The organism is Mesorhizobium sp. BHbdii (assembly GCF_053848045.1).
Genome location: NZ_JBSPKX010000003.1, coordinates 512,317 through 534,089, shown reverse-complemented (window position 1 = coordinate 534,089; position 21,773 = coordinate 512,317). Strand labels below are relative to the sequence as shown.

Annotated in this window: 20 protein-coding genes; 9 read left to right on the top strand and 11 right to left on the bottom strand. The window is 62.5% G+C overall.

Going from position 1 to position 21,773, the window contains the following annotated elements:
• The first annotated feature begins 27 nt into the window (after nucleotides 1-27).
• Nucleotides 28-702, top strand: coding sequence for a hypothetical protein (locus tag ACWTU8_RS19370; protein ID WP_455849424.1), 675 nt, complete (start codon nucleotides 28-30; stop codon nucleotides 700-702).
• 39 nt (nucleotides 703-741) lie between these two features.
• Here the strand turns inward: ACWTU8_RS19370 and ACWTU8_RS19365 are convergent, their stop codons facing one another.
• Nucleotides 742-1,431: an HAD family hydrolase gene (locus ACWTU8_RS19365; RefSeq protein WP_029355665.1), complete on the bottom strand. Its 690-nt coding sequence runs from the start codon at nucleotides 1,429-1,431 to the stop codon at nucleotides 742-744.
• A 174-nt stretch (nucleotides 1,432-1,605) separates the two neighbouring features.
• On the opposite strand from ACWTU8_RS19365, the gene ACWTU8_RS19360 reads away from it, so the two are divergent.
• Entirely contained in the window at nucleotides 1,606-2,739 is a 1,134-nt protein-coding gene (locus ACWTU8_RS19360; protein ID WP_455849423.1) for a DNA methyltransferase, read from the top strand.
• 66 nt (nucleotides 2,740-2,805) lie between these two features.
• On the opposite strand, the gene ACWTU8_RS19355 is transcribed toward ACWTU8_RS19360, so the two are convergent.
• The gene (locus ACWTU8_RS19355; protein ID WP_029355668.1) at nucleotides 2,806-3,417 is read right to left on the bottom strand and encodes an HAD family hydrolase; all 612 of its coding nucleotides are present in this window, start codon (nucleotides 3,415-3,417) and stop codon (nucleotides 2,806-2,808) included.
• Nucleotides 3,418-3,462: 45 nt separating this feature from the next.
• Nucleotides 3,463-4,599 carry an A/G-specific adenine glycosylase gene (gene mutY, locus ACWTU8_RS19350; protein WP_455849422.1) on the bottom strand — a complete coding sequence of 379 codons (1,137 nt, stop codon included), beginning with the start codon at nucleotides 4,597-4,599 and terminating at the stop codon, nucleotides 3,463-3,465.
• A 55-nt stretch (nucleotides 4,600-4,654) separates the two neighbouring features.
• Here mutY and ACWTU8_RS19345 point away from each other — a divergent pair, with 55 nt between their 5' ends.
• The 4 genes from ACWTU8_RS19345 (at nucleotide 4,655) to ACWTU8_RS19330 (ending at nucleotide 10,778) form a co-directional block, all read left to right on the top strand.
• Nucleotides 4,655-5,155: a DUF721 domain-containing protein gene (locus ACWTU8_RS19345; RefSeq protein ID WP_455849421.1), complete on the top strand. Its 501-nt coding sequence runs from the start codon at nucleotides 4,655-4,657 to the stop codon at nucleotides 5,153-5,155.
• Nucleotides 5,156-5,342: 187 nt separating this feature from the next.
• Nucleotides 5,343-6,071, top strand: coding sequence for a DsbA family protein (locus tag ACWTU8_RS19340; RefSeq protein WP_029355674.1), 729 nt, complete (start codon nucleotides 5,343-5,345; stop codon nucleotides 6,069-6,071).
• Nucleotides 6,072-6,185: 114 nt separating this feature from the next.
• Complete coding sequence (gene smc, locus ACWTU8_RS19335) at nucleotides 6,186-9,644, top strand: chromosome segregation protein SMC (RefSeq protein ID WP_455849420.1); 3,459 nt, start codon at nucleotides 6,186-6,188, stop codon at nucleotides 9,642-9,644.
• Nucleotides 9,645-9,791: 147 nt separating this feature from the next.
• Nucleotides 9,792-10,778, top strand: coding sequence for an NAD-dependent epimerase/dehydratase family protein (locus ACWTU8_RS19330; RefSeq protein WP_455849419.1), 987 nt, complete (start codon nucleotides 9,792-9,794; stop codon nucleotides 10,776-10,778).
• Between the two features lie 96 nt (nucleotides 10,779-10,874).
• Here the strand turns inward: ACWTU8_RS19330 and ACWTU8_RS19325 are convergent, their stop codons facing one another.
• The 8 genes from ACWTU8_RS19325 to ACWTU8_RS19290 form a co-directional block, all read right to left on the bottom strand.
• Nucleotides 10,875-11,705: a BtpA/SgcQ family protein gene (locus ACWTU8_RS19325; protein ID WP_287330909.1), complete on the bottom strand. Its 831-nt coding sequence runs from the start codon at nucleotides 11,703-11,705 to the stop codon at nucleotides 10,875-10,877.
• On the bottom strand, nucleotides 11,702-12,610 hold the full coding sequence (locus ACWTU8_RS19320; RefSeq protein WP_455849418.1) for a PfkB family carbohydrate kinase: 909 nt from the start codon (nucleotides 12,608-12,610) through the stop codon (nucleotides 11,702-11,704). Before ACWTU8_RS19320 ends, ACWTU8_RS19325 begins: the two co-directional genes overlap by 4 nt.
• A gap of 3 nt (nucleotides 12,611-12,613) precedes the next feature.
• A complete protein-coding gene (locus tag ACWTU8_RS19315; RefSeq protein ID WP_455849417.1) occupies nucleotides 12,614-13,384 on the bottom strand; it encodes a glutamine amidotransferase in 771 nt (256 codons plus the stop codon).
• Nucleotides 13,385-13,401: 17 nt separating this feature from the next.
• On the bottom strand, nucleotides 13,402-14,493 hold the full coding sequence (locus tag ACWTU8_RS19310; protein ID WP_455839135.1) for a phosphotriesterase family protein: 1,092 nt from the start codon (nucleotides 14,491-14,493) through the stop codon (nucleotides 13,402-13,404).
• Nucleotides 14,494-14,497: 4 nt separating this feature from the next.
• Nucleotides 14,498-15,508: an ABC transporter permease gene (locus ACWTU8_RS19305; RefSeq protein WP_029355682.1), complete on the bottom strand. Its 1,011-nt coding sequence runs from the start codon at nucleotides 15,506-15,508 to the stop codon at nucleotides 14,498-14,500.
• Nucleotides 15,505-16,302 (bottom strand): ATP-binding cassette domain-containing protein, encoded by a 798-nt coding sequence (locus tag ACWTU8_RS19300; RefSeq protein WP_455839137.1) that lies wholly within the window; start codon nucleotides 16,300-16,302, stop codon nucleotides 15,505-15,507. The genes ACWTU8_RS19305 and ACWTU8_RS19300 overlap by 4 nt, the downstream gene beginning before the upstream one ends.
• Nucleotides 16,303-16,377: 75 nt before the next feature.
• Entirely contained in the window at nucleotides 16,378-17,316 is a 939-nt protein-coding gene (locus ACWTU8_RS19295) for an ABC transporter substrate-binding protein (protein WP_029355684.1), read from the bottom strand.
• Nucleotides 17,317-17,435: 119 nt separating this feature from the next.
• The gene (locus ACWTU8_RS19290) at nucleotides 17,436-18,047 is read right to left on the bottom strand and encodes a cupin domain-containing protein (protein WP_455849416.1); all 612 of its coding nucleotides are present in this window, start codon (nucleotides 18,045-18,047) and stop codon (nucleotides 17,436-17,438) included.
• Between the two features lie 319 nt (nucleotides 18,048-18,366).
• On the opposite strand from ACWTU8_RS19290, the gene ACWTU8_RS19285 reads away from it, so the two are divergent.
• From ACWTU8_RS19285 to ACWTU8_RS19275, 3 genes are all read left to right on the top strand, one after another.
• Entirely contained in the window at nucleotides 18,367-19,299 is a 933-nt protein-coding gene (locus tag ACWTU8_RS19285) for a complex I NDUFA9 subunit family protein (protein ID WP_455849415.1), read from the top strand.
• Between the two features lie 88 nt (nucleotides 19,300-19,387).
• A complete protein-coding gene (locus tag ACWTU8_RS19280) occupies nucleotides 19,388-19,645 on the top strand; it encodes a hypothetical protein (RefSeq protein ID WP_240992546.1) in 258 nt (85 codons plus the stop codon).
• Nucleotides 19,646-19,820: 175 nt separating this feature from the next.
• Nucleotides 19,821-21,596 carry an SLC13 family permease gene (locus tag ACWTU8_RS19275; protein WP_455849624.1) on the top strand — a complete coding sequence of 592 codons (1,776 nt, stop codon included), beginning with the start codon at nucleotides 19,821-19,823 and terminating at the stop codon, nucleotides 21,594-21,596.
• Nucleotides 21,597-21,773: the final 177 nt, after the last annotated feature.

Sequence of the window (21,773 nt, the reverse complement as noted above, 5' to 3'; positions counted from 1 at the left end):
CCGCTTTGCGAGAGGGAAGTGCAGTTCATGGCGTTTCATACGTTCAACAGTCGTTTTGTCGCGGGTCTGGCGCTCACTGGCTTTATGCTTACCGCCGCCGGCTGCCAATCAGGCGGCAATGGCATCCTGGGCTTCGGAAAGACGGACACAACACCGCCACCACCGCCGGACCCCAAGGTTCTCGCCAGCCAATTGCAGGCCTATTGTCCGAAAGTGACGCTGCGCGACGGCACCGCCTTCTTCAACACCTATGCCAAGGGCAGCCAAAAGCCCAAGAAAAAAGCCGCCGCTCAGGACGCCGAAGCTGCCGCGCTTGACGCGAGCAGCGACCAGCAGGACGATTCCGCGAAGATCATCTATCAGGCCTCGATCACCGATGTGACCCGCGACTGCAACCGTGCCAACGGCTCGCTGACGATGAAGATAGCCGTCGCCGGCAAGGTCGTTCCGGGACCGATGTTCAGCCCGGGTACCATCACCATGCCGATCCGTATCGCTGTGATGCATGGCACCGAGGTCCTTTACTCGCAGCTTCACCAACATCAGGTCCAGGTTACCAATCCCTCGAGTGCCACCCAGTTCGTCTTCACCGATTCGAACGTTGTCGTTCCCGAGCCCACCGCGCGGGACTATCAGGCGTTCGCCGGCTATGACGAAGGCCCGCCGAAGAAGACCGACAAAAGGATTGCCGCGGCCGAATAGCGGCGGCGTTGGAGCCGCCTACGGTCGGAGGCGCATGCATCACGCATCCGCCGACCATTCCGACAGGGCGGCGATCACGCTTTTCAGCTCCGCCCAGCGGCGGATGACCGTTTCGGCGCCGGCCTCGGTCAGCGCGTCGGCATGTCCGGGATAGCTGTGCGCCGCTCCGGTGAAGCCGATCACACGCATGCCGGCTGTCCTGGCGCCGGTCACACCGTGCACGGAATCCTCGATGACGAAGGTGTTCGCCGGGTCGGCCTTGAGTTTTTCCGCGGCAAAGAGAAACACGTCGGGCGCCGGCTTGGATTTTCCGCTCGGCGTTTCCAGCGAGGAAAAAATGTGCCCAGTGAAAAACGGCAGCAGACGCACCTTCTCCAACATGAATTCGATCCGCTCGGTGCGCGAATTCGAGCAGATGCAGCGCGGGGCTGTCACCGCGGCGACTGCCTCGTGCACCCCGTCGACGGCGCGCACGTCGGCGCGCAGCCGGCGGTCGACCAGCTCTTCGGCACGATCGATCAGCGAGGCCTGGAACGGGATGCGAGACTTCTCTTCGACACGCATCATGATGTCCTTGAAGGTCAGCCCGGCATAGGTTTCAGAAAGCTCCTCGGCCGATATCTCGTAACCGGCCGACGTCAAAAGCTCGGCTTCGATGCGCGCGGCAATGATTTCGGAATCGACGAGCACGCCGTCGCAATCGAAGATGACAAGGTCTGGCTGGGGCATAGCGATCCGGAAAGCGGGAGGGAGGGGCTGAGACGGTTCAGGCGGCGCGGCATACACCAACAGACCGTTTTTCGCAAATTACCTGGGCTCCGCACCGTCGGCCTTCATCGAATATTTACGCTGATCGGTAACCATAACAGGGAGTAAACAGTAACGCGTGCTTTGGGTGTCACAATGTCTGCCGTGCGTCTTCTCGACGAGCTTTCCCATGCTCCCCAGCAATCCGAATGGCTGGATACGATCCTGAAGGGCGATTGCGTCGCCGCGCTCGACCGGCTGCCCGAAAAATCCATCGACGTGATCTTTGCCGATCCGCCCTACAATCTGCAGCTCGACGGCGATCTGCATCGTCCCGACCAGTCCAAGGTCGATGCCGTCGACGACGACTGGGACCAGTTCGCCAGTTTTGAGGTCTACGACGCCTTCACCCGGGCCTGGCTGCTGGCGGCGCGCCGCGTGCTGAAGCCCAACGGCACCATCTGGGTCATCGGCTCCTACCACAACATTTTCAGGGTCGGCGCCAAGATGCAGGATCTGGGGTTCTGGATCCTCAACGATGTCGTGTGGCGCAAGACCAATCCGATGCCGAATTTCCGCGGGCGCCGCTTCCAGAATGCCCATGAGACGATGATCTGGGCCTCGCGCGACCAGAAGGGCAAGGGCTACACCTTCAACTACGAAGCGCTGAAGGCGTCGAACGACGACATCCAGATGCGTTCCGACTGGCTGTTTCCGATCTGCACCGGCGGCGAGCGCCTGAAGAACGAAAATGGCGACAAGCTGCATCCGACGCAGAAGCCCGAAGCGCTGCTCGCCCGCATCATGATGGCATCGACGAAGCCCGGCGATATCGTGCTCGATCCCTTCTTCGGCTCCGGCACCACCGGCGCGGTGGCCAAGCGCCTCGGCCGCCATTTCGTCGGCATCGAGCGTGAGCAGGCCTATATCGACGCCGCCAACGAGCGCATCGATGCAATCCGGCCGCTGGACCGCGCTGATCTCACCGTGCTCACCGGCAAGCGCGCCGAGCCGCGCGTTGCTTTCGTCAGCCTCATCGACACCGGGCTGATGCTGCCGGGTGCCACACTCTATGACGCCAAGAAGCGCTGGGCCGCCAGGGTGCGCGCCGACGGCACGGTGGCGGTCGGCGACAGCGCCGGATCGATCCACAAGATCGGCGCGGAAGTTCAGGGGCTGGATGCCTGCAACGGCTGGACCTTCTGGCATTATGAGCGCAGCGGCGGCCTGACCCCGATCGACGAGCTTCGCCGTATCGCCCGACTCGGCATGGAGCGGGCAGGGGCCTGACGAACGGATCGTATGTGTCTGCCATGTTAAAGCGGATTATCAATCGGCTTGCCGAAGTGATTCAAATCACACTCTGACCCCCAGCCCTCTGAGGTCCGCCTCGAGCGTCTTTGCATCAGTGAACAGCACCGACTGCCAGCCGGCCGCCTTGGCACCGTCGACGTTTTTCGGGCTGTCGTCGATGAACAGCGTGGCCGCGGGCTCGAGGCCGAACGCGGTCACATGATGGTCGTAAATGCCGCGATCCGGCTTGATCATGCCGATCTCGCCCGAAATGGTCACACCGCGCGGACGGTTGAGAAAGTCGAAACGCTGCCGGGCTTCAGCCAGCGTGTCGGCGGCGAAATTGGTCAGCATGGTGACGTCGTGGCCGCTCTCGATCAGCTTCTCCATGATCTGGACGCTGTCGTCATAAGCGTGCGGCACCATCTCGTGCCAGAGGCGGCGGAAGTTGCGGATGTTTTCGGCGTGGTCCGGGTGTTCGGCGATCAGCAGCGCCTCGGCCTCTTCCCAGGTCCGGCCCCGGTCCTGCTCGATGTTCCAGTCATGCGTGCAGACATTGTCGAAGAACCATTTCCGCTCGTCGGCGTCGGGGATCAATCGGCTGAAGGGCAAGTTCGGATCGTAGTGGATCAGCACTTTGCCGATGTCGAAAACGATGTGGCGGATTTCGGTCATTCCAGTCCTCGTTCAATGCAATTTATGTGGGGTGATGTAGGCCATTCAATGTGCGCGCTGCTTCTTCGTCGCCCCCGGTATCGCCGCTTCGATTACCTTTTTCATGACGGTGGGCAGCGCTTCGCCGGAAATTTCGTGGGCCAGCGACCAGAAATGCCCCGCCGGGGCGGTGCCATCGGTCATCGCTTTGAAGACGTCGAGTTCGAGCGCGAAATGGGTGAAGACATGGCCAATCCGGCCGGCTGGCCGCCAGTTGCCGGGGAAGGGCGCTGCCGCGTCCGTGATGGCGCCGTCGATCCGCGCGGTCCAGCCGGTCGTCGGTACTTCGGTCATGCCGCCGAGCAGGCCTTTATCCGCACGTTTGCGCAAAAGAATGGCGCCATCGTCACGTACGGCAACGAAGGCAGCCCCGCGCCGCAACGGTTTCTCGCCCTTCGGCAGGCGGACAGGAAAGCGCTCGGGATCGCTTGAAACAGTGGCGCTGCAATCCTCTCGCAGCGGGCACAGCATGCAACCGGGCCGGCGCGGCGTGCAGATCGTCGCGCCCAAATCCATCATCGCCTGGGCGAAATCGCCCGGTCTGGTCGCTGGAACCATGCGCTCGACATAGGCGCGTATGTCTCCCTTGGCTTCGCTCAGCGGCGTGGCAATCGAGAACAGCCGGGAAACGACCCGCTCGACATTGCCGTCGACGACCGCGGCCGGCTGGTCGAAGGCGATCGCCGCGATCGCCGCCGCCGTGTAGGCGCCGATGCCGGGCAGCTCTCTCAAGGCAGTCTGCGTGTCCGGAAACCTGCCGCCTTGACGTGCGACGAGATCGGCGCAGGCCTTGAGATTGCGCGCGCGGGAATAATAGCCGAGCCCGGCCCAGGCTTTCATGACATCTTCGGCCTGTGCCGCAGCCAACGCCTCAACATCAGGCCATTTCTGGACAAAGGCCCGGAAATAGGATTTTACCGCTTCGACCGTGGTCTGCTGCAGCATGACTTCGGAAAGCCAGACGCGGTATGGATCGGGCCGTATGCCGCTTGCCAACTCGCGCGGCGCAACGCGCCACGGCAAGTCGCGGTGATACGCGTCGTACCAGGCGAGCAGGCGGGACGCGATCTCGCCGCTTTCTCCAGAGGCGGCTCTGCCGGTGTCTCCGGATGCGGTCTTGCGGGTCTGGTCGTGCAGTGCCATTGATCGAGGACTGGCCTAACCGATGCGTGGTGAAGGTCGTGACTGGAGAACGCACATGGCAGGGAAAAGGCCCTTCGGCAATCCCGTTCCGGTGAGTGATCTCGCAACCCAGATTCTCGATCCGGTGTTGCGGAAGCGGGCCGGCATGTCGATCGGGCTCGTCCAGTCCTGGGAGGAGATTGCCGGGCCGCGGCTCGCCAGCCGTTCGCGCCCTGAAAAGATCCAGTGGCCGCGCCGCATGCATGAAGATGATCCGTTCGAGCCGGCGGTTCTGGTCATCGCCTGCGAAGGCGTGGCCGCGCTCCATCTGCAGCACGAGACCGGCGAGATCATTAACAGGGTCAACGCCTTCCTCGGCTTCAATGCTATCGGCCGGATCAGAATCGTGCAAAAGCCGGTGACGGCGGACAAAGGGCGGCCTAAACCAAGCTTCCGACCGCTGACCCCGGCCGAGAAGGCGAAGTTGTCAGGCACGGTCGGGATGATCGAGGATGACGGACTGCGCGCTGCGCTGGAGCGGCTCGGCGCCACCATTCTCGGTCAAAGGAAGACTTGATTTTTATGCATGTCGTCCTCCCAAAACCGCTGCGCACTTTTGGGCGACCAGCATTGATCTCGCGCTTTCGTGATCGCGCACACAAGATTTGGCGATTGGAATGGGGACGGCGATGCCTTAATTCGCGCCAACTCTCGCCTTTTCTAGCCTTTGCATTGCAAAATCCAACCATTGTCAGGTGATTCGTATGGCCCGTCTTTTGTCCCGCAGAAACCTCTTGTCGTCGCTGGCCGCCATTCCGGCCGTGGCTCTGCTCGCCGCATGCAGCGACTCGGGCGAGAAAGCCGTGGCGCAGGATGCAAAGCCTGCGGCTCCCGCCGATGCGATGAAGCCGGCCACTCCTGCCGCGGCCAAGGCGCCTGAGGCCCAGGGCACGGTGGACATGGCGGCTCTGCTGAAACCCGGCGCACTGCCCGACGAGCAACTGGGCAAGGATGACGCGAAGGTCACCATTGTCGAATATGCCTCGATGACCTGCCCGCACTGCGCGCATTTCCACGAAACTACCCTGCCTGAGCTGAAAACGAAATATATCGACACCGGCAAGGCCCGCCTTATCCTGCGCGAATTTCCGTTCGACCCCAGCGCCGAGGCCGGTTTCATGCTGGCACGCTGCTCCAAGGACAATTATTTCCCGATGGTGGACGTTCTGTTCAGGCAGCAGGCGAACTGGGCAGGTGTTGCCAATACCAAGGACGCCCTGCTGCAAATCTCCAAGATGGCCGGTTTTACACAGGAGTCGTTCGAGGCCTGCTTGACGGACCAGAAACTTCTGGACGATGTGAGATCGGTCCAAAAGCGCGGCGCCGATGAATTCAAGGTCGACTCGACGCCGACCTTCTTTATCAACGGGAAGACCTACAAGGGGGCGCTGTCGATTGAGGAAATCTCGGCCATTATCGACCCTCTGCTCTGACATTTCGGCGGCGCCGAAGCGGCTGCGCTTCGGCGTGCGCGATTTTTTGTTGTGCCGCGGATTCTGTTCGCAACACCGCGGAACACTTTTGCAGAACTTGGCTATGGGGCGCGAATGAAGTTTTCGCGCCTTCGCCTGCTCGGTTTCAAGTCCTTCGTCGAACCCGGCGAGTTCGTCATCGAACGCGGCCTGACCGGCATCGTCGGGCCGAACGGCTGCGGCAAGTCGAACCTTGTCGAGGCGCTGCGCTGGGTGATGGGCGAAAGCTCGTACAAGAACATGCGTGCGTCCGGCATGGACGACGTGATTTTTTCCGGTTCGGGAACGCGTCCTGCCCGCAACACCGCCGAAGTCACGCTTTTCCTCGACAACAGCGACCGTAGCGCGCCCTCCGCCTTCAACGACGCAGACGAACTGCAGGTTTCACGGCGCATCGAGCGCGAGGCGGGTTCGCTCTACCGTATCAACGGAAAGGAAGCCCGCGCCAAGGACGTGCAACTGCTTTTCGCCGACCAGTCGACCGGCGCGCGCTCGCCCTCGATGGTCGGGCAAGGCCGCATCGGCGAGCTGATTCAGGCAAAGCCGCAGGCGCGCCGCGCGCTGCTGGAAGAGGCGGCCGGAATTTCGGGTCTGCACACACGGCGCCACGAGGCGGAGCTGCGTCTGAAGGCGGCCGAACAGAATCTGGAACGGCTGGACGACGTCGTCGGCGAGCTGGAAAGCCAGATCGAAAGCCTGAAGCGCCAGGCCCGCCAGGCGTCGCGCTTCAAGAACCTGTCGGCCGACATCCGCAAGGCCGAGGCGACGCTGCTGCATCTGCGCTGGACGTTGGCCAAAACACAAGAAGGCGAGGCGCGCTCGGCGCTGGCGATTGCTACGGCACTGGTTGGCGACCGCGCCGCCGCCCAGATGGCTGCCGCCAGGGAGCAAGGGATCAGCGCGCATCGGTTGCCGGAACTGCGCGATGCGGAAGCCGCCGCTGCTGCCGCCTTCCAGCGCCTGTCGATCGCCAAGACGCAGATCGAAGAGGAAGCGGGCCGCATCCACGCCCGCCAAGCGGAACTCGACCGCCGGCTCCAGCAGCTCGACGGCGACATCGCCCGCGAGGAGCGGATGGTCCGCGACAATGCGGATATTCTTGAGCGCCTCGCCGCCGAAGAAGCCGTGCTCAACACTGAGAACGCCGGCGCCGCCGAGCGCGAGGCCAGCACCCGAGCGGCGTTCGAACAGGCGGCGTCGACGCTTGCCGCGAGTGAAGCCAAACTCGCTGGCCTCACGGCCGAACGGGCGGAGGCCGCCGCCTCCCGCAACCAGATCGAACGAACGCTGCGCGATACCGCCGAGCGCCGCGACCGTTTCGCCCGCCAGCTCGCCGATGTCGACCGGGAATTGTCCGACATCGTTTCGAGGGTCGCCGGCCTGCCCGATCCCGCCGAGAAGCGGCTGCTGGTCGAACAGGCGCTGGCGCTGCTGGAGGAGACCGAAGCCGCAGCGATTGCCGCCGAACAGGCTGTCGTCGATGCGCGCGCGGCGGAAAGCGCTGCCCGCCCGCCGGTTCAGGATGCAAAGGCCGAGCTGGCGCGGATTGAAACTGAGGCCCGTACACTGGCCAAGATCCTGAATGCCGCGAGCGGCGACCTCTTCCCCTCTGTCCTGGAGCAGATCAGCGTCGAACGCGGCTACGAGACGGCGCTGGGCGCGGCCCTTGGCGAGGATCTCGACGTCCCACTCGACCGCAGCGCGCCGGTTCATTGGGGCCAAAGCGAGGTCCAGCCCGGCGACGCCGCTCTACCCGAAGGCATCGCGAGCCTTGCCAGCGTGGTCCGAGCGCCGGCGCAACTGGCCCGCCGATTGGCGCAGATCGGCATCGTCGAGGCCGGCGACGGAAAGCGGCTGCAGGCGCTGCTTGCTCCCGGGCAGCGGCTGGTCAGCCGCGAAGGGGCGCTGTGGCGTTGGGACGGGTTCACCGCCAGCGCCGACGCGCCGACCGCGGCCGCGCAGCGGCTGGCGCAGAAAAACCGGCTGGCCGAGCTCGACGCCGAGGCGGTCCACGCGACCCGCATCCTGCGCCAGGCCGAAGAGGCTCTTGCCCATGCCGAGCAGGCGCTTGCCCGGGCGAGCGAGGCCGAGCGCTACGCCCGTCAAGCCGGGCGTGATGCCCAGCATGGGCTGGACGCCGCCCGCAACGCGCTGGCCGAGGCCGAGAAGGCCGGCGGCGAGCTGTCGAGCCGACGCGCCGCACTTGACGAGGCCCGCGCGCGTATCGTCGACAGCCATGAAGAGACGGCGGCGGCATTCGTCGAGGCGGAGATGCTGCTGCAAAGCGCTCCCGACCTCGGTGATCTGCAGTTGCAGCTCGAACAGTCGGCCGCCAACGTCGCTCGCGACCGCGCCACCCTTGCCGATGCCCGCGCCGTCCACGAAGGCTTGAGGCGGGAAGCCGAAGCGCGAACGCGCCGCCTCGACGCCATCGGCCAGGAACGCCGCAACTGGCTGGAGCGCGCCGAAAACGCCTCGACGCAGATCGCGGCACTCGGCGAACGCAAGGCCGAGGCCGAGGCCGAGCGCGAAAGACTGGCCGACGCACCCGACGAGATCGACGCCAAGCGGCGCGCCTTGCTGTCGCAGCTTGCCGAAGCCGAAAGCCTGCGCCAGGCAGCCGGCGACCGGTTGCAGGAGGCGGAGAACAAGCAGTCCGAACTGGACAAGGCCGCGACATCAGCAATCCAGTCGTTGGCCGAGGCGCGCGAAACGCGCGTCCGCGCCGAAGAGCGGCTGACCGCTGCCGACGAAAGACGGCTGGAGGTCGAGGCGCGCATTCAGGAAACGCTCAACACGCCGCCGCATCTGGTCATCCGCCACACCGGCCTGGAGGCCGACAGCCCGATGCCGGAGATGACTGAGATCGAGCGTCAACTCGACCGGCTGAAGATCGAGCGCGAGCGCCTGGGCGCCGTCAATCTGCGCGCCGAGGAAGAGCAGAAGGAACTGTCCGATCGGCTCGAGACCATCGTTTCCGAACGCGAGGACATCATCGAGGCCATCCGCAAGCTGCGGCAGGCGATCCAGAGCCTGAACCGCGAAGGCCGCGAACGGCTGCTGGCTGCCTTCGACGTGGTAAACGGTCATTTCCAGCGGCTGTTTTCGCATCTGTTCGGCGGCGGGACGGCGGAACTGCAACTGATCGAGTCCGACGATCCGCTCGAGGCCGGTCTCGAAATCCTTGCGCGGCCGCCCGGCAAGAAGCCGCAGACGATGACGCTGCTTTCCGGCGGCGAACAGGCGTTGACGGCGATGTCTCTGATCTTCGCCGTGTTCCTGACCAATCCCGCGCCGATCTGCGTGCTCGACGAAGTCGACGCACCGCTCGACGATCACAATGTCGAGCGTTTCTGCAATCTGATGGACGAAATGGCCGCCACCACCGAGACGCGCTTCGTCATCATCACGCACAACCCGATCACCATGGCCCGCATGAACCGGCTGTTCGGGGTGACCATGGCTGAGCAGGGCGTTAGCCAGCTCGTGTCGGTCGATCTGCAGGCGGCCGAGGCTCTGCGCGAGGCGAGCTGACGCGTCGACAGCACAGCTTGTCGGTAGCGCCTATCGGCTATAGCACGAGCTGAGACGGTCCTTCATTCGGATGTAGCATTTTGATGTTGCACATGGTCGTTTCGGAAATCGATCTCGATTTCGCGATCATGTGCATGGAGAACCTTGTTGCCTATACTTGTCACTGGAGCCGCGGGATTCATTGGCAGCTACGTTTGCCACCACCTCTTGAGCAGGGGGGAAGCAGTCGTCGGCGTCGACAATATGAACGACTATTACGACCTGGCGCTTAAAGAGGGGCGGCTCGCCCGCCTTCAGCCCCACAAGAATTTTTCATTTCATGAGATCGAGATCGCCGAACAGGGCGCGCTCGCTACCGCTTTGGCCGGACAAGGCATAACCAGGATTGTCCATCTCGCCGCGCAGGCGGGTGTGCGCCATTCACTCGACAATCCGAGGCTCTATGTCCGTTCCAATGTCGTCGGCCATCTCGAAGTGCTCGAATTCTGTCGCGCGCAGCCCGCATTCGAGCATCTGGTCTATGCCTCGTCGAGCTCGGTCTATGGCGGCAACCGCAAGGTGCCGTTCAGCGAGACCGATCAGGTCGACAGGCCCGTCTCGCTCTACGCTGCTACCAAGAAGTCAGATGAATTGATGAGCCACACCTATGCCCATCTCTTCGGGGTGCCGCAAACCGGCTTGCGGTTTTTCACCGTCTACGGCCCTTGGGGCCGGCCCGACATGGCCTATTGGATATTCACCAAGGCGATCCTCGAGGGCAAGCCGATCCGGGTATTCAACAATGGCGAGATGTGGCGGGATTTCACGTATGTCGACGATGTGGTGCGGGCGGTCGTTGCCGTGCTCGACAAGCCGCCCATGGCCGAGGCCCCACCCAGCAGGATTTACAATGTCGGCAACAACCGGCCGGTGCGGCTGGGCGATTTCATCGACACTCTGGAAAGACTGCTCGGTGTAAAGGCGATCCGCCACAGCGAGCCGATGCAGAGCAGCGACGTCGAGCGGACCTATGCCGACATGACGGCACTGGAGCGCGATTTCGGCTTCAAGCCGAGCGTTTCGATCGAAGATGGTCTGAAGAAATTCGTCGACTGGTACCGGTCCGAATGGGTTGCAGGATCAACGACAAGGTGACTGCGGCCTGAGTGTCATCGTTGCCTGTTGGCATCCGCGTTTGCGGCCCCGCGACTTCGCTCCGGCCACAAACAGAATGGCATCATTGCCGCTCGATCATCGCCTCAGCCCGGCCATGAAGGTCTTTACTCTGGCAGGGTCGACCTGGTTCCACCAGACGCCGTCATGCTTCAGTGCGCTGGCGATGATGACGCCATCGACGATGCCAAGGATATCGTTAGCATTGTCGGGCGTCACGCCGCTGCCGACCAGCGTCGGTAGGCCGGCGGCCTCCTTGATCATGCGGATGTAGCTCAGATCCGCAGCGTGCCCGGTGCGCTGACCGGTCGCAATGATGGCGTCGGCGTCGAAGAAGACCAGATCCTTGACGAGTTCCTCCACTGGCCGGTCGGCAACGATGGCGTGTGCGCCATGCTTGACATGAGCATCGGCGAAAACGCGGATGCCGTTGGCGCGAAGCTTGGCGCGGTAGCGCGCCGCGCGACCCGACTCGCCCTCGACAAAACCCTCGTTGGCGACATAGGCATTCGCCCATTGATTGACGCGGATGAAACCCGCGCCGGCGGCACTGGCGATCGCAAGGGCAGGGATCGCGGCGTTAGCGAGCACATTGATGCCGACCGGCTTGCCGAGTTCGCGGCGGATACGGTCGGAAACGACCGCCATATAGGCCGCTGTCTCCGGTCCGATATCGTCAGGTTTTGCAAAGGGGATGTCGCCATGATTCTCGACGATCACGCCGTCACATCCGCCGTCGAGATAGGACCTCGCATCATCGAGACCCCGCTGATAGATCGCCTCGACCGCCTCGCCGTCAAAGCGCGGCGAGCCAGGAAGCGGCGCAAGATGAACGACACCGATCACCACCTTGGTGCGGCCGAAAAGTTCTACGAGCGCGTCGGCGCCTGATTGGCCGAGTTGGGTCATAAGAGCTCCGTTTCATCGATGAGCGCCGCCATTTCAGGCGCGGAAGGACAGGATATCAATGTGCCCGGGCGAGTCACCGCAATTGCCGCGGCCGCGAGCGCGAACTTCAGCGCTGAGGTAACCGACATTCCTTTGGAAAGCCCGCCGGCCAGACAGCCGCAAAACACATCGCCGGCGCCGCTGGTGTCGAGCGCTTCGACGCGGGGCGCCGGCAAACGAAGCGCTGCTTCCTGGTCCGGGCCAAGCACGAGACAACCTTCCGCGCCAAGTGTGATCACGACTGTTCCGGCGCCTTTGGCCGCGAGCGCGTCGGCCGCAGCTGCCATATCACCCTCGCCGGTCAGTGCTTTCGCCTCGGATTGGTTCACGACCAACAGCTGCGCCAGACCGAAGTCAGGCAAAGCCGCCGCATTGATAGGACTGGCGTTCAGGACGGTGCGCGCGCCATTTTCCTGTGCTGCCCGCAGGCAGGCATTTATCGCGGCGCCTCGCAGGTTTCCCTGACAGACGACGATGTCGCCGAACGCGATCCGTCGCGCAAGTGCCGTTTGCGCGATCGGATCGAACGCTTCGCTGCAGGCGACACCGCTGACGATGAAGTTCTCGCCGCCGGCCTCAATGACGATGGTCGAGCGGTCGCTCGGCAGGTCGAATTCGCTCACCTCGAGGTTGGACAACTCCCTGTCGAGAGAGGCTCGGATCCATGCGCCTGCGCGGTCCTTGCCGAGCGCCGTCCAAAACGTCACCGCAGCACCCGTGCGCGCGGCCGCAACGGCCTGGTTTGCGCCTTTGCCGCCGAGGCCGTCGGCGTAGCTGCTGGCGTTCAAAGTCTCGCCGGCGGCGGGGAAGCGGCCGACGCGAAACATCGTGTCTACGCAGGCATTGCCCACGACATGGACATGCATCGCTCAGCTCTCACCGGTCGCCCAGCTCAGCATCTGTTCGAACAGGGTTTTGTAGCCTTTCCAGGCGATGAACTCCGGTGGCAGCCAATGCGGCCCGACATCGGATGTCCAGGCCACAGTGCGGCCCTTGCCATAGTGGCCGGCGACGAGCAGCGGCAGCGATCCGTAATCCGATGACACGGTTGCCAGAACTTCCGCCCCGTCTTTCAGCGTCACCTCGTTGAAGCCGAGCAGGATTGGCCAAGCCGAACCGAGACCCTTCAAGATCGGGTGGTCCGAGGAGCCTTTCAGAACAGGCGAAAACCCTTCCGGCACCTCGACGCGGTCGTCGAAGGCGAGGCAGTTCACCGGCAGCACCTCCTCGACCGGCGTCTTGCGATAGCGCGCGCCGCCATTAATGCCCTGGAAGCTATAATAGCCGCCAAACATCAAAAGCCCGCCGCCGTCGCGCACATAATCGCGCAGCAGGCGCAAACGGTTCGGCGTCGGCTTCGAGTGAACCCAAGTGTCGGGATGCAGAAGCAGCGTGTTGGCGCCGATGTCGGAGAGCACCACCGCATCATAGGCCGAAAGCGCCTCCATTGTTTGCGGAAAGCTGCGCTGCGCCTCATGCGCCGGCATGAAGGTCACATCCAAGTCGGTCGCCTTCAGCGCCGTCAGCAATTCGTCGGCGCCGGTGTGGTAGGTGACCGTCGGAAACTGATCGAAGCCTTTGATGTGGGTCGCGGTCGACACCCAGGATTCACCGGCTAGCAGAATCTTTTTCTTGGACATTTGAACTCCGTCGTAAGTCAGTTCCGCCGCGAGAACACAGCCCTCGGATTGGCGACCAGCATGCGGTCGATGGCCGGTTGCTCGACGCCATGCCGTTTCAGGCGCGGTACGAAATGCTTGAGGATATAGCCGTAGCCGAAACCGCCGAAGCGGGTCAGCATGATCTTGAGGAACACATCCTGCGACAGCAGCAGGCGGTCGCCGAAGCCGGCGTCGATAAGTGCCGCAATTGCCCGTGCATTCTCTTCATCGGAAGGCGATTGCGCGTCCTGATCGGCATAATAATAGTCCATGCCGATCATGTCGTATTCCAGGAAAGCGCCGCGCCGGGCGAGGCTTGTCTGATAGTCGAGATCGTTGTGGCTGGGGTTCATATGGCAGAGCACGGTGTGGCGAAGATCGGCGCCCTCTGCCTCGACTACATCGAGCACCTCGTGCGCCAGCCGCTCCCAGCCGGGCAAATGGATCGACAGCGGCACGCCCGTGATGCGCGAGGCCCGCGCCGAAGCTCGCAGTGACTTTCGTTCCTCGGAGGTGAAGTCCTTGCTGACGCCGACCTCGCCGATCAGACCGGCCAGGATCGTCGGCTGCATCTCGCCGCCGCCGACATCGTTGACGATGAATTCGGTCACCGCATCGACATCCATGGTCTTCAGCCATTCGGGATGGGTGTGCTCCAGATAGAAGCCGGTGCCCATGACGATCTTCAGGCCGGACATGCGGCTGATGCGGGCGAGCTTTTCCGCTTCACGGCCGATGCCGATATTGGTCGCGTCGACGACGGTGTGGCCGCCGAGCGCGCGATAGCGTTGCAGCTCAGACAGCGCCAGGTCGCTGTCGTCGAGCGAAACATTGTCGCGGTTGACGTAAGGGTTCATGCGCAGTTCGCCGATGATCTCGATGTTCACGGGCTGCTCGGCGAGCGCCATGTCGTCGGGATGACAGGGGCATTTCCAGGTGCGCGCGCCGTCGAGCAGGATGTGCTCGTGCATCAGCGTCACGCCCATTTCTTCGACCGGAACGGGGCCGAGCACGGTCATCACCTGGCCGGTTTCGACCCCGATCGCCAGCCGCTGCCTGGGAGCTGCGTCATCGAAGAGATCACTCATAGGCTCAACGGCTCCGTACGGCGCCGCGGAACAGGCGGAAGTTCAGCCAGATGGCGACCAGGATGATCGTTCCGGTCACGATCGGCGTCAGGAAGGGCGACAGATGCGCCAGGATCAGGCCGTTGCCGATGACGGCCACGGTAAGCGCGCCGAGCACCGTGCCGATAATCGTTCCGCGGCCGCCGAACAGGCTGGTGCCGCCAAGCACGACCGCAGCGATCACTTCGAGCTCAAAGCCTTGCCCGGCATTCGACGATCCGGATCCGAGCCGGGCCGCAATGATGATCCCCGCAAGTGCTGCCGCGGCGGCGGAAATCACGTAAACGAAAAGCGTCGTCAGCCGCGTGTTGACGCCGGCGCGCCTGACCGCTTCGGCGTTGGCTCCGATGCCGGTCACGTAGCGGCCGAACGGCGTCTCGTTGAAGGCGATATAGGCGATCGCAAGGATCGCCAGCGCGATCAGCGCAGGCGCCGGCACGCCAAGAAACCAGGCGCGGCCCAGCACCGTGAAAGGGCTTCCCGGCTCGATGGGGATCGAGTAGCCGCCGGTGATCAGCAGCGCCACGCCACGGATCACCGAAAGCCCGGCAAGCGTGACGATGAAGGCCGGGATGCCCTCATAAGCAACGAAATAGCCTTGCACCGCGCCAAGCAAGGCACCCAGCGCAAGCATGGCCAGGATGACCGCCGGCCATGGCAGGCCCAGCTGCAGCAGTGTCGCCGACAACGTTGCCACCAGCGCCAGCACGGAGCCGACAGAAAGGTCGATGCCGCCCGTGGTGATGACGAAGGTCATCGCTGCGGCGACGATCAGCAGCGGGGCCGACTGCCGCAGGATGTTCAGCAGGTTGGGCGACGTCAGAAAGGCGTCCGTCGTCACCGAGAAGATGACGCAAACCACAAGAAAGAACAACGCGATCGACACGACACTGCCATTGGCGAGCACCGCATCTCGCCATGTGCCTTCGCGAACCCTTCGAGACTGAGCGGAGTGGGTCGAACTCACGTCGCTCATGCTGGCGCTCCATCGCGATAGGCGCTGGTGGCCGAACGAGCGCTGAATTTGCGGCCCACGATCAGGTTGACGACATCTTCGATATTGGTTTCGCCGATCAGCCGCTCGGCGACGTTGCGTCCTTCGTACATGACCTGAATGCGGTCGCATACGAGGAACAGATCCTGAAGGCGGTGGGTGATCAGAATAACGCTGACGCCGCGGGCGCTCACTGCGCGGATCAGATCGAGCACAGCCTCGACCTCGGCGACGGCAAGCGCTGCCGTCGGCTCATCCATAATCAGCACGGACGGCTCGAACGAGGCGGCGCGGCCGATCGCGATCGACTGCCGCTGTCCGCCGGACAGGTTCTCGACCTTGAGCCGCGTGTCGGCGATAACGATGCCGAGTCGATCGAGCATCTGGCGCGTCTGTTCGTGCATGCGCTTCTTGTCGAGAAAGGAAATGCCGGCGATGCGGCGGCGCGGCTCGCGGCCGAGAAAGAGATTGCCGGCGACATCGACCGTGTCGCAGAGCGACAGATCCTGATAGACCATCTCGACGCGCGCTGCACGCGAATCCGCCGGCGAGTTGAAGGTCACCGGCATGCCATCGATCTCGATCGTGCCGGCATCGGGAACCACCGCCCCCGACAGCACCTTGCTCAATGTCGACTTTCCCGCGCCATTGTCGCCGACCAGTCCCAGGACCTCGCCCGGCTTCAGCACCAGCGACACATCATCGAGCGTCTGGATGGCGTTGTAGCGCTTTGAGATGCCGCTCATCCGCACCCGATAGGTCTCGCTACTGCTCATCTTGGATCCCACGGGATTTGCAAAGCGTCCGCGGCGCAGCCTCAAGCGGCGCCGCGGACCGGTCATCGACGCCGTTTACTGGAACATCGCGCGGTATTGCTCGACATTCTCCTTGGTCACGATCGTCACCGGAATATTGATGATCGGCTCGACCGTTTCGCCCTTCTTGAGCTTGGTCAATGCTTCGACAGCGGCCTTGCCTTCGCCGGCAGGGTCCTGCTGGACGACCGCCACCACCCAACCATCGTCAATGCCCTGAATGACCTGCTTGGTCAGGTCCCAGCCGAACACCTTGACGTCGCCGGTGCGGCCTTGGCTGGTTACGGCCGAAACAGCCCCGAGCAACGCCGGCTCGCCGGTCGCATATAGCGTCGTCATGTCCGGATTGGCGGTCATCAAATTCTCCGAAGCGCTCATTGCGGTCTCCTGAACATTCTGGCCGTCGACCGTGTCGAGGAAGGTGATCGCCAAGCCGCTGTCAGTGACCGCCTTCTTGAAACCGTCGAGCCGCTGGTTCTGGATGAACGAATTAAGCGCGCCGACAATGCCGATCTTGGCAGTGCCGCCCATCTCCGACTTGACATAGTCCGCGTAGAATTTGCCGATATCCTCGCCAGCCTTGGCGTTGTCGACACCGATGAACGCAACGTTGTCGCCGTCGGGAATCTGCGCGTCGATGGCGATCACGGGGATGCCGGCCGCCTTCGCGGCGGTGATTGCAGGCTTGACGCCGTTCACGTCGATGGCGACTAAAATGATGCCGTCGACTTTCTGTGTGATGTAGTTCTCGATCGCGTCATTTTGCGCGCTCGGCACGTTGTTGGCATTGAAGATGACCAGCTTGGCGCCTGCGGCGTCGGCGGCCTTCTGCGCGCCCTCATTGATCTGGTTGAAGAACAGGGCCTGCTGGTTGATGTTTACGAGAGCGAACGTATCGGCGAACGCCGATCCCATCGCGGTCGAGCAAATGGCGATGACGGCGGCGCAACGGAAGAGAAGTTTGAACGGACGCATTTACGGTTCCCCTTGCTTGCGGGCCAAACCTGTTCGGCTGGTCCCATTGGTGCTACAGGCACGAGGCAAACATTCAAGAGACTTGAATATTTGTCAACGAATTTGATCTCTGAGCGCCGTCAGAACGTCGCCGGCGTGTTGACCCAGAAAATGCTGGCTCTCTCCTTGCCGATGTTGCGGTAATGGTGCGGCAGCTCCGACCTGAACACGAACGCATCGCCAGTGGCGAGATCATGGCTCTTGCCATCGACGATCAGCTTGATCCGGCCAGCGAGCACATAGCCGACTTCCTCGCCGACATGCTGGATGGGACCTTCGCTCTCGCCCTCCGCCTCGATATGATGGATATTGCACTGCAGCAGGTGACCGGGCGAATACGGAATGATGCGCTCAAGCGAAATGCCCTCGCCGCGCCTCAGCGCGTCGAGCGAGATCAATGGCCGCGCGCCGGCGCGGAACACGATCGCCTCGTCGTCGTCGACCTGTTCGAACATCCAGCCGATATTGGTCCCTAGAACTTCGACCAGGCGGTGAAGCATGGGCAGGGATGGCGAAGCCTTGCCGTTCTCGATCTTGGACAAAAGGCTTTCAGAGCAGTTCGCAGCTGTCGCCAGCGTCTTCAGCGTCATGCCCCGTGTCTGCCGGGCGAGGCGCAACCGCGTTCCAAGCCGCGCGGCATTTACGGTGGCGTCCGCTTCAGACTCTGGCCGTCGCCGATCGATTTTGTTCATCCGTTCGCCAACCATTCAACAGTCATGGGACAACTGTCGCGCGAGCAAAAGACAGCGGCGACCGATTTGCAAGCGATGATTTGTCAATTTCGACGCTGCAGTGCCTCGACCAGTTTGATAGCACGATAAAGCAACTCAGCGTCAAACACTCGCCTTCTATGGCGACATCGGCCGTCCCCCGATCAACCCAGCGCTGACTGGAACAAAAAGCGTTCCTGCGTTGTTCTCCAACCGTCCTGATGTTCGACGGCTGGTTCATACGCCGGCCAGGGCAATCCTCGCGGCAGGCGCTTGGCCGGCACGCGAAGAAGGGATGGCAATGGATCCTGACGATCTCAACACGGAACGGATCGCCACTGTGTTCGGCGGAACAGGCTTTCTCGGGCGCAGGATCGTGAAGCGGCTCCTTGAAAGAGGCTTCACGGTCCGCGCCGCATCCCGCCACCCGGCTCGTGTGGGCCCGGTCTTTTCTTCGATTGCAAGGATGCCCGAAGCCGTCGAGGCGGATATATTGGATGCGTCCTCGATCGGCTCGGCCATTGCCGGATCACAGGCGATCGTGAATGCTGTCAGCCTTTATGTCGAGCAGGGCGCGCAGACGTTTGAACGCGTGCATGTGAAAGCTGCCGCTGATCTCGCCGCTGCGTCGCGCGATGGCGGGGTAGACCGGTTCGTCCAGATTTCGGGGATCGGCTCCGATCCTCAATCGGATTCGAAATATATTGGGGCACGTGGGCGCGGAGAAGAGGCGGTGGCGAGAGCATTTCCCGGCGCCTTTATTGTTCGTCCCGCCGTCATGACAGGACCTGACGACGTTTTCCTCACGACGATTGTGAGGCTGATACGTCTCCTGCCGGTCTATCCGCTGTTCGGCGATGGTGGCACACGGCTTCAGCCGGTCTATGTGGCAGATGTCGCAGAAGCAGTGAGCCGGCTTATCGACGGGCGAAACCACAAGGGCTCATGTACACTCGAATTCGGTGGCCCGCGCATCTACACCTATAAGGAACTGCTGCGGGAGATCGCCCGACAGCTCGGTACCCACATCAGGCTGATGCCGGTGCCGTTTGCGGCGTGGGGCGCCTTGGCCGGCGTCGCGGAACTCCTTCCGGGAGCGCCCATAACGCGCAACCAGGTCGATCTTATGCGGCACGACAATGTGGCAGCAATCGGCGCGCCTGGCCTGAAGGAACTCGACATCGAGCCGCGGGGCATCGAGGAGGTGATCCGCTTGATCCATCGGCGCGCGTGACGCCGGCTCGCGCTCGTCTCCTGCTTAATGACTCTACGGTCCTGACGGGAACCTGTCGCCATGCGGCGGGTTGGTCGAGCTTGAGCCAATGAAGAAGAAGGAAAGAACTATGGCCAGATGCGATCAATGCGGGAATGACTACGACAAGGCTTTCGAAGTGAAGCTAGCTGAGGAAACCTATACGTTCGACAGCTTCGAATGCGCGATCCACAAACTTGCGCCGCTCTGCCCGCATTGCGGGTGCCGGATCATCGGACATGGCGTCGAACAAGGTGACATTATCTACTGCTGCGCACATTGCGCCGCGGAGGAAGGTGCAAGCGCACTGACCGATCGCGCACCTTGATGCAACGCTACCAGGATGGCCCCCAAGAGGCAGGACCATCGCCGACACGGGCTTGTTCGCAAGCATGGAAGCTCAGCATTTAGAACCGTGCTAGCAAAACCGTGATCAGCGAAGGCAACAAAAGGGCGGTTTGGCCGTTCTGATCAGCCGCATTAGCGGCGGAGCATCCGAAGACATGACTACGCCGCAAATTCTCTCGTTCGCCGTCATCTTCGTAATGATGGCGGCGCTCGTTTGGGGTCGCTATCGATATGATCTGGTCGCAGCCGCGGCACTGTTGCTTGCACTCGCGGTTGGCATCGTGCCTTTTGACGAGGCCTTCAGCGGGTTCAGCGACGATATCGTGGTCATTGTCGGCAGTGCCCTGCTGGTGAGCGCAGGCATAGCCCGCTCGGGCATCATGGAAGTCGCCATCAAGCGCTTTGTTCCCAACCTATCGGGCGTTCGGTCGCAACTGGCGCTGCTGGTGATCGTGGTCACGATCCTGTCTGCCTTTGTAAAGAATATCGGTGCGCTCGCTATCATGATTCCGATCGCCTTCCAGTTCGCGCGCCGGTCGAGCGTTTCACCCTCGATATTCCTGATGCCTATGGCGTTCGGATCACTGCTCGGCGGGCTCATGACGCAGGTGGGAACATCTCCCAACATCGTTGTGTCCCGTGTGCGGGAGGAGCTGACCGGCACCGCCTTCACAATGTTCGACTTTACACCTGTTGGAGCCGCCCTAGCCGCCGCCGGAACGATCTTCCTGCTGCTTTTCTATTGGCTGTTACCGGTGCGCGAAAAGCTCGGCGGGTCGGTGAATGAAGCCATCGATATCAAGAATTACCTGACAGAGGCCCGAATTGTCAGCGATTCCACGGTGCTTGGGAAAACCGTCGCAGACCTCATTAAGCTGTCCGGCGGCGATGCTATCGTGACGTCGATCCTGCGCAACCGGACTATGCGGATGACGCCACTGCCCGACGTTGTCCTCAAGGCGAACGACATCCTGCTGCTCGAGGGCGACCCAGTGGCGCTGGATCGCCTTGTTTCCCAGGGCAAACTCAGCGTCACGGGCGATAGGGTCGGCAGTGACGACACGGCCAGCGAGATGATCGCTATCGAAGCCGTGATCGGTGAAAGCTCCCCTTTGATCGGCTGGTCAGCCCAGCGCCTTGCCCTTTACGACCGCTTCAATGTCAACCTCCTGGCTGTCAGCCGTCACGGCGAGCGCCTCGACCGTAGGCTGGCCGAAATCCAGCTAAGGCTCGGTGATGTCATCGTGTTGCAGGGCAATGCAGCGACGATACCCGAGATACTGCGTGAACTCGGCTGCCTGCCGCTGGCAGAACGGGCTATCCTGCTTGGTAGCGTGCGCAAGGGTATCGTGCCGGTAACGATCCTTGCTCTCGCTATGTTGGCGACTGCGTTTGGGCTGCTCCCCGTCTCCGTCGCGTTCTTTGCGGCCGCGGTCGGAATGGTGCTTTTCAGGGTCATTCCGGTCCGGGACGTCTACCAATCGCTGGATGGTCCAATCCTCATCATGCTCGCCCTTCTCATTCCAGTGAGCGATTCGCTACGCAGTACAGGGGCCACAGGAGTAATAGCCGGCGAGCTTGCCAGACTGGGCACCGTTCTTCCGGCGCCCGGCGCATTGATGCTCATCCTTGTCGCCGCCATGGCCGTTACACCATTCCTCAACAATGCCGCCACCGTTCTGGTCATGGCGCCTATCGCCGCCGAATTTGCTGGCGATCTCGGCTACAGACCGGAAGCATTTCTGATGGCAGTCGCCATTGGCGCCGGTTGCGATTTTCTCACCCCGATAGGCCACCAGTGCAACACACTCGTCATGGGGCCTGGCGGCTACCGTTTCAGCGATTATCCACGCCTGGGACTGCCGCTATCGTTCCTCGTCATCATCGTTGCTGTGCCGATGCTAATGATCGTATGGCCAATGCACCAATAGCCGATACACGGATCAATCCTGCTCGAGCTTTAGCTACCGAATTCGAGAAGGATAAGCCGCGATAGCGCCTCCGCATATAGGCCGCCGGGTCGCCGCCGACAGTGATCTGCCCTTAGGGCGCGGACAGCGGCTCCATGTCCGTGCTACGATTGCGTCGGTCGAGCGACGCGCTGGGGA

Coding starts and splice junctions, on each gene's coding strand:
- ACWTU8_RS19370 (WP_455849424.1), top strand. CDS start 28: ATGGCGTTTCATACGTTCAACAGTCGTTTTGTCGCGGGTCTGGCGCTC.
- smc (WP_455849420.1), top strand. CDS start 6,186: ATGAAGTTTTCGCGCCTTCGCCTGCTCGGTTTCAAGTCCTTCGTCGAA.
- ACWTU8_RS19275 (WP_455849624.1), top strand. CDS start 19,821: ATGACTACGCCGCAAATTCTCTCGTTCGCCGTCATCTTCGTAATGATG.
- ACWTU8_RS19295 (WP_029355684.1), bottom strand. CDS start 17,316: ATGCGTCCGTTCAAACTTCTCTTCCGTTGCGCCGCCGTCATCGCCATT.
- ACWTU8_RS19340 (WP_029355674.1), top strand. CDS start 5,343: ATGGCCCGTCTTTTGTCCCGCAGAAACCTCTTGTCGTCGCTGGCCGCC.
- ACWTU8_RS19300 (WP_455839137.1), bottom strand. CDS start 16,302: ATGAGCAGTAGCGAGACCTATCGGGTGCGGATGAGCGGCATCTCAAAG.
- ACWTU8_RS19345 (WP_455849421.1), top strand. CDS start 4,655: ATGGCAGGGAAAAGGCCCTTCGGCAATCCCGTTCCGGTGAGTGATCTC.
- ACWTU8_RS19360 (WP_455849423.1), top strand. CDS start 1,606: ATGTCTGCCGTGCGTCTTCTCGACGAGCTTTCCCATGCTCCCCAGCAA.
- ACWTU8_RS19290 (WP_455849416.1), bottom strand. CDS start 18,047: ATGAACAAAATCGATCGGCGACGGCCAGAGTCTGAAGCGGACGCCACC.
- ACWTU8_RS19365 (WP_029355665.1), bottom strand. CDS start 1,431: ATGCCCCAGCCAGACCTTGTCATCTTCGATTGCGACGGCGTGCTCGTC.
- ACWTU8_RS19310 (WP_455839135.1), bottom strand. CDS start 14,493: ATGAGTGATCTCTTCGATGACGCAGCTCCCAGGCAGCGGCTGGCGATC.
- ACWTU8_RS19280 (WP_240992546.1), top strand. CDS start 19,388: ATGAAGAAGAAGGAAAGAACTATGGCCAGATGCGATCAATGCGGGAAT.
- ACWTU8_RS19285 (WP_455849415.1), top strand. CDS start 18,367: ATGGATCCTGACGATCTCAACACGGAACGGATCGCCACTGTGTTCGGC.
- ACWTU8_RS19315 (WP_455849417.1), bottom strand. CDS start 13,384: ATGTCCAAGAAAAAGATTCTGCTAGCCGGTGAATCCTGGGTGTCGACC.
- ACWTU8_RS19305 (WP_029355682.1), bottom strand. CDS start 15,508: ATGAGCGACGTGAGTTCGACCCACTCCGCTCAGTCTCGAAGGGTTCGC.
- ACWTU8_RS19355 (WP_029355668.1), bottom strand. CDS start 3,417: ATGACCGAAATCCGCCACATCGTTTTCGACATCGGCAAAGTGCTGATC.
- mutY (WP_455849422.1), bottom strand. CDS start 4,599: ATGGCACTGCACGACCAGACCCGCAAGACCGCATCCGGAGACACCGGC.
- ACWTU8_RS19325 (WP_287330909.1), bottom strand. CDS start 11,705: ATGACCCAACTCGGCCAATCAGGCGCCGACGCGCTCGTAGAACTTTTC.
- ACWTU8_RS19320 (WP_455849418.1), bottom strand. CDS start 12,610: ATGCATGTCCATGTCGTGGGCAATGCCTGCGTAGACACGATGTTTCGC.